Genomic DNA, 10,455 nt, shown 5'->3' with positions numbered 1-10,455 from the left:
GGTTACATTCCGAACCCGGAAGCTAAGCCTTACAGCGCCGATGGTACTGCAGGGGGGACCCTGTGGGAGAGTAGGACACCGCCGAACAAATATTGGGAAAACCCCCGCATCGATTGATGCGGGGGTTTTCTGCGTTATAGGCACTGGCGTTCAGAAAGCGACGTCGGTCGTCTTGACCGTGCCGCCCTTTCGGCCCGGGGCCTCCTGCCAGCTCCAGTAGAGGTTCGTGTGCGAGACGACCTGCTCGGGGGCCGGCGCGCCGTACTCGGTGAGGTCCTCGGTGGTGTGGGCGTCGCCGACCAGCGTCGCGTCGTAGCCGCGGACCATCGCGCCGTGCAGGGTGGAGCGGATGCAGGCGTCGGTCTGGGCGCCGGTCACGACCACGCGCCCCACGCCGCGTTCGGCGAGGAGGGACTCCAGTTCGGTGTCCTCGAAGGAGTCCCCGTAGCGCTTGTGGACGAGGGGCTCGGTCGCTTCGCGGGTCAGCTCCGGGACGTACTGCCAGGGGGCGCTGTCCGGCTTCAGCTCGTCGCTGGAGTGCTGGATCCAGACCACGGGGACCGCCTCGGAACGGGCCTTGGCGAGCAGGGTGTTGATGTTGGCGATGACCTCGTCGCGGTTGTGGGAGCTGTCCACCACCCCGTTCTGCACGTCCACGATCAGCAGGGCAGTGTTCGGACGGTTCGGAAGAGTCGTCATGACGCCCACCGTAGACGGCGCCACTGACAAACCAGGTGAGTGCGGTGGGCGGTGGGCGTTAGCGTGACCGCATGAGTGCTATGAGCAGCGGTGATTACGTGATTCGCGCGATAGGGGCCGACGAGTGGGAGGCCGCCAAGCGGTTGCGGCTCGCCGCGTTGCGGGACCCGGTCGCGGACATCGCGTTCCTGGAGTCCTATGACGAGGCTCTGGAGCGGCCGGACTCCTTCTATCAGGAGCGGGCCGCGCGGTCGGCCGCGGAGCCGAGTGACGCACGGCAGTTCGTCGCGGTGGCGGCGGACGGGGAGTGGGCCGGGACCGGGACCGTGCTGATCGAGGAGGCCGGGACCACGGACTGGGCCGGGTTTCCGGTCGAGCGCCGGCAGGGGCATGTCGTGGGGGTGTTCGTACGGCCCGAGCATCGGGGGAGCGGGCTGGTCAAGGCGTTGTTCGACGCCGGTGTGGAGTGGGCGCGGGAGCGGGGCGCGGAGCGGGTGAGGCTGCTGGTGCACGCGGAGAACCCGCGGGCCCAGGGGGCGTACCGCAAGGCGGGGTTCGTGCCGAGCGGGGTGCTCGTGCCGTTCTTCAAGGACGAGGCCGAGACCGAGATCGAGTTCGTTCGGGAGTGGCCGTCCTAGACCGGCAGTTCCCGGTGCGGCCAGCGGGAGCGGGCCTGTTCGTGGGAGCGGAGCAGGGCGAGGGCGGGCAGGCCCTGGTCGGTGCCGCCGGCCAGGAGGTCGGGGAGCTGGGGGAGTGGGGCCACGGCCGCCACGTCGTCCAGGACCAGGGTCAGTGGTGGGTCGAGCCGACCGGAGGATGACCGTTCGGCCATGCGCCGGCCGCGCTCGACCACGCTGGAGGCGAGGGCCGTCAGGAGAGGCATGGCGCCGGGGTTGGTCCTGGGGTCCTCGATGGATTCACCGACCACATAAAGCGTGCCCCCTTCGTCGATGAAGGAATCCAGGGCGAGGGCATCGGACCGGTTGGGTGTGCAGGCCTCGCGGATGTTGACCGTGAAGAGGGCGGCGAGCGCCCTGGCCGTCAGTTCCTGGGCGATGTCCCGGCGTTCGGGGTGGGACGTGAGGGCGGCCTCCAGCTCGCCGGCGGAGCCGGGGGCGGCCTTCGGGTGGGTGCGGAGGGTGCGTACGGCGTCCTGGACGCCGGTGCCCTGTGCCCAGCGGTGGACGTGGCGGATCGTGCGGTTCTCCAGGGCCGCGGCGTGCAGGTAGCTGCGGAGGAGGGTCTCGGCCGTGTCCGTGAGGATCTGGTCGATCTTCGCGGTGGGGCTGACCGGGGCGAGGAGGGCGTGGGCGCGCTGGATCGCGGTCTGCTTGTCCTCGCAGCCGGCCGTCGGGGACCAGTGGAAGCGGGCGGGGGTGTCGCAGAGGTGGTTCGGGTCGTAGAGGAGGACGGGGCCGAGTTTGGCTCTGGCGTCCTTCGTCTCGGACCAGAGGGTGGCGTTCGAGGTGACGACGAGGGCGGGGCCGAGTGCGTCCTGGATGGCCTGGGTCGCGGTCGCCTGCCGGCTCTCGCGCGGTGCGATGTGGATTCTGGTCCAGGTGCCCGGCCGGTCGCCGTTGGGGGTGGGGCGGAGGCCCTCGAGGGTGCGTTCCGGTTCTGCGTCGGGCATCGGGACGGGCATCGGGACGGCCGGCTCCTGGATCGTCTCCTGGAAAGCCGGCTGACGGGCCTCCTGGACGGTTGCCGGCCCGGTGCGGGGTTCCGGTACCGCGGCGGCCGCGCTTCTGGCCTTCGCCGTCGCCGCCCGTCTCCTCCGGCCGGCCCGCCAGCGGGTCACCGTCCCCAGGACGAACACGGCGAGGACGACCAGGACCATCAGCTGGCCGATGAACAGGCCCCAGAACAGCCCCCAGCCCGACAGCTGGGCGGCCGGTGTGTCCGGCCAGGCGCCAGTGATGTCGTGCGGGGCGCCGATGAGGTGGCGCATCGCGATCGGGGTGTGGGAGAGGTTGACCGTCGACGGCCAGCTGCCCTGGGCGAACCAGGCCGCCAGTCCCGTCGCCGTCCACACCAGGATCGTGATGCCGAGCAGGAACCCGAGTATGCCGATCAGCAGGCCGTCGGGGATCCCGCCGCCCTGCTGGTCGCGCTCCTGCCGAGGGTCCGGTCTCACGGACGGTCCTCCCTATGCCACCGTCGACTCGGAGTCGCCGAGGTGCTGTTCCACGAAGGCCGCCGCCCGCTGTTCCGCTTCGATCTCGGCGGCGAGGAGGGCGTCGTCCGGGTTCAGTAGGTCGCTGGACGACTCGGTCATCGCGCGGTCCGTGAAGACGAGCGGGCGTTCTGTCTCCGTGACCAGGTGTTTGACCACCTGGACGTTGCCGTTGACGTCCCAGACCGCGATGCCGGGGGTGAGCGTCGGGATGATCTCGACCGCCCAGCGGGGGAGGCCCAGCACCCGGCCCGTCGCCCGCGCCTCGTCCGCCTTCTGGGCGTAGATCGTCCTCGTCGACGCCATCTTCAGGATCGCCGCGGCCTCCTTCGCCGCCGCGCCGTCGACGACGTCGGAGAGGTGGTGTACCACCGCGACGAAGGAGAGACCCAGCCGTCGGCCGAACTTCAGCAGCCGCTGGAACAGCTGGGCCACGAACGGGCTGGCGATGATGTGCCAGGCCTCTTCCACCAGGAAGATGCGCTTCTTCCGGTCGGGGCGGATCCAGGTGTGCTCCAGCCACACGCCCACGATCGCCATCAGGATCGGCATGGCGATGGAGTTGCGGTCGATGTGGGACAGGTCGAAGACGATGAGCGGGGCGTCGAGGTCGATGCCGACCGTGGTCGGGCCGTCGAACATGCCGCGCAGGTCACCGTCGACCAGACGGTCGATGACCAGGGCCACGTCCAGGCCCCACGCCCGTACGTCGTCTATGGCGACGTTCATCGCCTCGGCGGACTCCGGCTCGGGGTGCCGTAGCTGCTCGACGATGTCGGTGAGCACCGGCTGGCGGTCGAGGATCGTCTCGTTGACGTAGGAGTGCGCGACCTTCAGGGCGAAGCCGGCTCGTTCGTCGAGGCCGTGGCCCATCGCCACTTCGATGATGGTCCTCAGGAGCGCCAGCTGCCCGGTGGTGGTGATGGCCGGGTCCAGGGGGTTGAGGCGGATGCCGTGGTCCAGGGCGGCCATCGGGTCCAGGCGGATGGGTGTTATCCCCAGCTCTTCCGCGATGAGGTTCCACTCGCCGACGCCGTCCTCGCCCTGGGCGTCCAGGACGACGACCTGGCGGTCGCGGAAGCGCAGCTGGCGCAGGACGTAGGTCTTCTCCAGGGCCGACTTGCCGTTGCCGGACTCGCCGAGGACCAGCCAGTGCGGGGCCGGGAGCTGTTGGCCGTAGAGCTGGAAGGGGTCGTAGATGTAGCCCTTGCCGGAGTACACCTCGCGGCCGATGATGACGCCCGAGTCGCCGAGGCCGGGCGCGGCCGTGGGGAGGTAGACCGCCTGGGCCTGGCCGGTGGAGGTGCGGACCGGGGAGCGGGTCGTCTCGACCTTCCCGAAGAGGAAGGACGTGAAGGCTTCGGTGAGGACGGACAGCGGGTCCCTCATCAGCGCATCAGCCTCTACCTTCGGATTCCGGTGGCGAAGGGCAGTGTGTTCACGAAGGCGCGGTGGTGCTCGCGGTCGCACCACTCCAGCTTCAGGTACGACTTTCCGGCGGACGCCCTTATCGTGCGCTTGTCGCGGTTGAGGGCCTCCGGGGTGCGGGAGGAGACGGTGATGTAGCCGACCAGGTTGACGCCGGCCGCGCCGCTGGCCAGGTCCTCGCCGCGCTGGTCGAGGCGGTTGTGGGCGGCGATGTCGCGGGGGTCGACGGTCCGGTTCATCTTGGCGGCGCGGGACGCCTCCGCCTCGTCGTTGGTCTTCTCGGTCAGCATGCGTTCGATGGCGACCTCGGTGGGTTCGAGGTCCATGGTGACGGCGACCGTGCGGATGACGTCCGGGGTGTGGACGAGCAGGGGCGCCAGGAAGTTGACGCCGACCGGGGTCATCGGCCATTCCTTCACCCAGGCCGTGGCGTGGCACCAGGGTTCGCGGGTGCTGGACTCGCGGGTCTTGGCCTGGAGGAACGTGGGTTCCATGGCGTCGAGTTCGGCCGGCCAGGCGTTGCGCTGGGTCATCGCCTGGATGTGGTCGATGGGGTGGTCCGGGTCGTACATGGAGTGGATGAGGGAGGCGAGCCGGCCCTGGCCGAGGGGCTGGCGGACGCGGATGTCCGCCTCCTGCAGGCGCGAGCAGATGTCGGTCAGCTCGCGGGCCATGACGACCGCGAGACCGGCGTCGCGGTCCAGTTTGCGGCCGGCCTGGGGGCGGGCCGCGCGGGCCATCGCCTGGGCCTCGGCGGCCAGTTCGCGGGAGTAGTGCATGCAGGCGACGAGGTAGGCGCGGTGCTGCTCGCTGCTGGTGGAGACCATGGACTGGAGCTGGTCGTAGGAGCGGGACAGCCAGTCCGGGGCCCTGTCGTCGCCGCGCTGGGCGACGTCCTTGGCGTGGGCGTCGGGGTCGGCGGGGAGGGTGCGGGCGAGCATCTGGAGGCGGGTGACGAAGCCGTCGCCGTTCGCCACGTGCTTGAGGAGGGTGCCGAAGCGGTCGACGAGGGCTTCCTGGTCCTCGGAGTCGCGCAGGCCGACGCCGGGGCCCTCGATCTCGATGGCGGCGGTGACCGTCTTGCGGTCGGCGTGCAGGAGTACGGCGATCTCGTCGGGGCCGAAGGGCGCGGCGAGCCAGCTGATGCGGCCGATGCCGGGCGGGGGGCCGATCTCGACCTCGCGGCCGTCGATGCGGGTGCCGGCCTCGGCGGCGGTGGAGCGGTAGACCGTGCCCTGGCGCAGGCTCCGCTTGTAACTGCGGTTGATCTCGAACCACTTGTAGAAGGTCCGGCGCTTGTACGGCACGTAGACCGCGGCCAGTGCGATCAGCGGGAAGCCCATCAGCAGGACGATCCGCAGGGAGAGGACCGGGACGAGGAGCCCGCACATCATGCCGAGGAACGCACCCGCGATGATCAGGGCGATCTCGCCGGTCTCACGGTTCCTGCCGATGATCGCGTTCGGCCGGGCGCGGCCGATGAGATACGTACGGCGGGGCGTGATCGGATGGGACAGGTGGGACTCTGTCGTCAACGCCCTTCACCTCCCGAGCTGTTGTTGCGGGTGTTGCCGGCGTGCGGGGTGTTCGCCGGGCTGGGCGCGCGGGGTGCGGGTGCGGCGGAGGGGACAGTTCCGCCGCCACCACCGTTCGAGGTGCGCGTGCTGTGTGCGGCGACGCCGCCCGAGGCGGGGTTGGCCGGGCGGGCACCGGAGGAGCCGGAACCGCCGCTCCCGCCGCCGTTGTTGTCGGCGCGGGCGCTGTGCGTTCTGATGCCCTGGGCGACGAGGTTGGCGGGGCTGCTGATGACGGCGGCGGCCTTGCCCTCGGCGCCCTGCATGATGCGGTTGTTGCGGCCGTTCGCGATCTCGTCGCCGAAGCCGGGGACGAAGCGGTAGATCATCGCGCTGGCGAAGATGGCGAGCAGGATGATGGCGAGGCCGGAGACGACGGCGGAGAAGGCGTCGGGGCCGCCGTCGGAGGACAGGGCGCCGGCGAGGCCGAGCACGATCACGATCACCGGTTTGACGAGGATGACGGCGATCATGATGCCGGCCCAGCGGCGGACGTGGCCCCAGAGGTTCTTGTCGACCAGGCCGGCGTAGACGACGGTGCCGAGGAGGGCGCCGACGTAGAGCAGGGCGGCCCTGATGACGAGCTCCAGCCAGAGGACGCCGGCGGCGAGGATGCTCACCAGGGAGGCGACGATCAGCATGATCGGGCCGCCGCCGATGTCGTCGCCCTTGCTGAGGGCGGCGGAGAAGGTGCCGAAGAACGTGTCGGTCTGGTCGCCGGTGGTCTTGGCGAGGACGTCGGTGACGCCGTCGGTCGCCGACACCACCGTGTAGAGGATCAGGGGGGTGAAGGCGGAGGCCAGCACGGTCAGCCAGAGGAACCCGATGGCTTCGGAGATGGCGGTCGTGAGGGGGACGCCGCGCACCGCGCGCTTGGCCACGGCCAGCAGCCAGAGCAGGAGGGTCAGGATCGTCGACGCGGCGAAGACGACGGCGTACTGCTGGAGGAACTTCTCGTTGGTGAAGTCGACGTTGGCGGTCTCCTTCACGGCGTCACTGAGCTTGCCGACGGTCCAGGACGCGGCCTTGGCACAGCCCTGGGCGAGGGAGGAGAGGGGGTCGAGGGTGGAGGTGAGGGGGTCGGTGGTGGAGCCGCTGCTGCCGCCGGAGCCGCTCTCGCAGAGCTGCTTGGTGGGGCCGGTGATGCCGGCGCAGTAGTCGCTGCTCGGCGAGGCGGTGGGTGAGGGCGAGGCCGAGGGGCTGGCCGACGGCGACGGCGCCGCCGCGGCCCGGGTGGCCAGCAGTACGGCGGTTGTCTGTACGGCGGTCAGCACGCCGGCGAGGCTGAGGGCACGACGCGGGTTACCGGGCATAAGTGAACCCTCCGTACTGCTCGACGGCCTTGCTGATGGCATCGGAGGTGGCGGCTTGGTCGTCACCGGGAACTGGCGCTGGTCCGTCCGTCTGGGTGTCCGAGCCGACCTTCCAGTCGTTGCCGTCCCACTGGAGGTCGAAGGTCCAGGTCTTCCAGGTGGTGGTCACGGGGTTGGTCGAGGACGTGCCCGACATGCCGATGAGCCCCATGTACCAGACGGAGACCTTGGCCGTGCTGTCGCTGTACTGCTCGGCCTCGGTACCCACCGGGACCGTCCGGGACACGAAGGTGCTGCCCTTCGGCGGGTTGCCGTTGGCGTCGAGGCCCAGTTTGGCGAGGAAGCCCGTCGAGTAGGCCGCGTCCATGGGGCTCTGGAGCTTGGCGGCCGCGGCCGACGTGTAGAGGCTGCTGACGATGCGGTGCCGGTCGTCCTTGTTGTACATGCCCGTCGAGCCCAGCGTCACCGCGTAGTTGGCCGCCGCGCTCTGCGCCCCCTGCGCGTTGTGTGCGAACCCGCTCGGGATGCCCCCGCTCTTCGCTTCGACGGGTTTCGTGCCGCTGGCCGCCGTCGACGAGGAAGCCGGCTGGTTTCCGCTGCCGCTTGCGCCCGTGTCGGTCGTCGTCGACGAGCCGTTGCCGTCGCCTCTGTTCGCGAAGGCGATCGCCGCGATGAGGAGGACGACCACGCCGACGACCGTGACCAGGCTTCTGGATGAGGACCGGCCGCCACGGCGGGAGGCGCCGCCGTACGGGTCCTCGGGCAGGCGGGTGCGGGTGTGGCCGGTTTCCGGGTAGCCGGGCTCGTCTCCGAGGCTCATGCCGGGTACTCCCCCTCCACGTCGTACCGGAACGCGTAGCAGTACGACGGTAGCCGTGCTGGTTCCCGCGCGGGCGCGGTGTGGTGACTCGACATCAGGGAAACGCAACCTCGGAACGGGGGAAAGGGAGGTGCAGATTGGCTAGACGGCCATGCCGTACACGATGGTGAACAGGGTGCCGAGTGAGCCGATGATGAAGACTCCGGTGAGTCCGGCGATGATGAGGCCCTTGCCCTGTTCGGCACTGAAGGTGTCGCGGAGGGCCGTGGCGCCGATGCGCTGTTTGGCGGCGCCCCAGACGGCGATGCCGAGGCAGAGCAGGATGGCGACGGCCATGACCACCTGGATCATCGTCTTCGCTTCGTTGCCCAGGCTGCCGAAGGGGCCCCAGTCCGGAGCGATTCCGCCGATGATGGTGTTGATGTCACCCTTGTCGGCTGCAAGGAACATGTAAGTCACCGCCCCTGGTGGGTAGTTCTGTCCGCCCCTGCCGGGTGCAGAGGTCACGCATCATTCTCGCCGACAACGTCGCCGGAGTATGTCGACTTGACGTCATTGATTGGCGGGTTTCGTACGAAGGGATCGTACGGTCACTCTGTGTATCACGGCAGGTCACGCCGGGCAATGAGGCCTGGGCGGAACCTGTCGTGTGGTTCCCTCGTTGACCCCTTTTACGGCCTGGCGGGGTTTTTGACGGCCAGTCGGGTGAAAGCCACCGTCTTGATGTTCTCATGACGAACGGGCCGCGGCTGGTTGCCGCGACCCGTCGGGGAGGAGCCGGAACTAGTTGGCGAAGGCGGTGATGCCCTCGGGGGTGCCCCAGCCGGTCGGGCCGTCGTAGCCGGTGGTGGCGGTGCAGAAGTACGAGGTGGAGCAGGTGCCGTTGTTGCCGCTCGTCACGTCGTTGAGGGACGAGGTGCCCGCGTAGTCGTACGGGTACTGCGCGGGGTAGGTGCCGCTGGCCGGGGTGCCGGCGAGGGCGTAGACGCCGGCGATGATCGGCGCGGAGACGCTGGTGCCGCCGAAGGTGTACCAGCCGGCGGTGACGCCGTAGGAGTCGTAGACGGAGACGCCGGTGGCCGGATCGGCGACCGCGGAGACGTCGGACTCCATGCGCTTGATGCAGCCGGTGTCGGTCTGCCAGCTGGGCTTGGCGTCGTAGGAGGAGCAGCCGGAGCCGGTGCCCTCGGTGCTGGACGTCTTCCAGACGGTCTCGGTCCAGCCGCGGGTGGTGGAGGAGGTGGACAGCTTGGTGCCGCCGACCGCGGTGACGTACCGGGAGGTCGCCGGGTACTCGGCGCCGTAGGCGCTGTCACCGGAGGAGACGGTGATGGCGACACCGGCGTGGTTGTAGTACGAGGTGTCGTACGTGGTCTGCGAGGAGGACTCGGAGCCGCCGTAGCTGTTGGAGACGAACTTGGCGCCGAGGGTCACGGCCTCGTTCTCCGCGGTGCCGAGGTTGGCGTAGCTGGCGCTGGTGGCCTCGACGAGCAGGATGTTGCACAGCGGGCAGATCGCGGAGGCCATGTCGAGGTCGAGGGAGATCTCCTCGGACCAGCCGGCGTCGGAGGAGGGCAGCGAGGTCGTCGAGCCGGTCTGGCTGACCTTCTTGAAGCAGCCGTTGGCCGTCGTGCAGGCCGACAGGCCGTAGTACGACCGGTAGGTGGCGAGGTCCGCCTCGGCGTTCGGGTCGTTGTACGCGTCGACGATCGCGATGGTCTCGCCCGAGCCGTTGGAGGCCGAGGCGGAGGTCAGGCCGTAGGCCGACCGGAGGTTGGTCGGGCTGTAGCCGGAGGGGGTCGACGCGTCGGCCGCCTTCGGGGTGATGCCGGTCTTCGCGGCCTGCATCTTCTGGAAGGCGGTGAGACCGCCGGTGACGCGGTAGGACTTGCAGGTGAGGTCACCCGTGTGCTTGGGGGTGGCACAAGGGGTCGAGACGTAGGTCACCTTGCTGGACGCGGTGGCGGCCGCGTCGGCCTGGACGGCGGTGCCGAGGCCGGTGAAGACCAGCGCGGCCGTGGCCACTGCGGCGGCGCCGATGCGGCGCCAGCCTCCGCGTGCGGACGGTCTGTTGGGGGGAGTGGAACGCATACGTGCAGCCTCCTGAGTTCCGGAACTGGGGTTGGAACAGGGGCGGTGCGGGTGCGATCTGGTGCGTTTGCCGTCGGTACGGGTTCCCCGGCGGCAGGGCGGCGGCCCGCGAAGAGAATCCTTTGTTGAGTACGCGACAACAAGAGGCTGCTGGAATCCTGACTTCCACATTGCCGAACGGGGCCTTCGCGTGACCCTTCAATGGCCGTCCGTTGTCTTGCGGGTGACGGGTGCTTGACCCAACTCACAGGAGACTCACGGGAGTTGCCAAGGGCATGAAACCGCAGTCGTCGGGGATATGTAACCGCAGTCGTCGGGGACGTGAAACCGCAGTCGTCGGGGACATGAAAAACGGGC

General features: G+C 69.5%; 9 protein-coding genes and 1 rRNA gene. 2 read left to right on the top strand and 8 right to left on the bottom strand.

Annotated elements, in window-relative coordinates; all coding sequences use genetic code 11:
• Positions 1-87 (top strand): 5S ribosomal RNA (gene rrf / locus ACFWPQ_RS36265); the annotation flags it as partial.
• Positions 88-150: 63 nt separating this feature from the next.
• Here rrf and ACFWPQ_RS36260 read toward each other — a convergent pair.
• On the bottom strand, positions 151-699 hold the full coding sequence (locus ACFWPQ_RS36260; RefSeq protein WP_384044498.1) for an isochorismatase family protein: 549 nt from the start codon (positions 697-699) through the stop codon (positions 151-153).
• A gap of 71 nt (positions 700-770) precedes the next feature.
• Here ACFWPQ_RS36260 and ACFWPQ_RS36255 point away from each other — a divergent pair, with 71 nt between their 5' ends.
• Positions 771-1,337: a GNAT family N-acetyltransferase gene (locus ACFWPQ_RS36255; RefSeq protein ID WP_384044496.1), complete on the top strand. Its 567-nt coding sequence runs from the start codon at positions 771-773 to the stop codon at positions 1,335-1,337.
• Here ACFWPQ_RS36255 and ACFWPQ_RS36250 read toward each other — a convergent pair.
• The 7 genes from ACFWPQ_RS36250 to ACFWPQ_RS36220 all read right to left on the bottom strand — a co-directional run bounded on the left by ACFWPQ_RS36250 (position 1,334) and on the right by ACFWPQ_RS36220 (position 10,098).
• On the bottom strand, positions 1,334-2,833 hold the full coding sequence (locus ACFWPQ_RS36250) for a type IV secretory system conjugative DNA transfer family protein (protein WP_384044493.1): 1,500 nt from the start codon (positions 2,831-2,833) through the stop codon (positions 1,334-1,336). The two genes, ACFWPQ_RS36255 and ACFWPQ_RS36250, sit on opposite strands and share 4 nt — an antisense overlap.
• A 12-nt stretch (positions 2,834-2,845) precedes the next feature.
• Positions 2,846-4,261 carry an ATP-binding protein gene (locus ACFWPQ_RS36245; RefSeq protein ID WP_384044490.1) on the bottom strand — a complete coding sequence of 472 codons (1,416 nt, stop codon included), beginning with the start codon at positions 4,259-4,261 and terminating at the stop codon, positions 2,846-2,848.
• 14 nt (positions 4,262-4,275) lie between these two features.
• Positions 4,276-5,835 (bottom strand): SCO6880 family protein, encoded by a 1,560-nt coding sequence (locus ACFWPQ_RS36240; RefSeq protein WP_384044487.1) that lies wholly within the window; start codon positions 5,833-5,835, stop codon positions 4,276-4,278.
• Positions 5,832-7,187: a hypothetical protein gene (locus ACFWPQ_RS36235; protein ID WP_384044485.1), complete on the bottom strand. Its 1,356-nt coding sequence runs from the start codon at positions 7,185-7,187 to the stop codon at positions 5,832-5,834. The genes ACFWPQ_RS36240 and ACFWPQ_RS36235 overlap by 4 nt, the downstream gene beginning before the upstream one ends.
• Entirely contained in the window at positions 7,177-8,007 is an 831-nt protein-coding gene (locus tag ACFWPQ_RS36230) for a hypothetical protein (protein ID WP_384044482.1), read from the bottom strand. Before ACFWPQ_RS36230 ends, ACFWPQ_RS36235 begins: the two co-directional genes overlap by 11 nt.
• Positions 8,008-8,148: 141 nt before the next feature.
• Positions 8,149-8,457 carry a hypothetical protein gene (locus ACFWPQ_RS36225; RefSeq protein ID WP_089101683.1) on the bottom strand — a complete coding sequence of 103 codons (309 nt, stop codon included), beginning with the start codon at positions 8,455-8,457 and terminating at the stop codon, positions 8,149-8,151.
• Between the two features lie 333 nt (positions 8,458-8,790).
• Positions 8,791-10,098 carry a peptidase S8 gene (locus ACFWPQ_RS36220; RefSeq protein WP_384044479.1) on the bottom strand — a complete coding sequence of 436 codons (1,308 nt, stop codon included), beginning with the start codon at positions 10,096-10,098 and terminating at the stop codon, positions 8,791-8,793.
• Between the last annotated feature and the right edge of the window lie 357 nt (positions 10,099-10,455).

It is taken from the genome of Streptomyces sp. NPDC058464 (assembly GCF_042721035.1).
Classification (GTDB): domain Bacteria; phylum Actinomycetota; class Actinomycetes; order Streptomycetales; family Streptomycetaceae; genus Streptomyces.
This window is presented reverse-complemented; position numbering and strand designations above follow the sequence as displayed.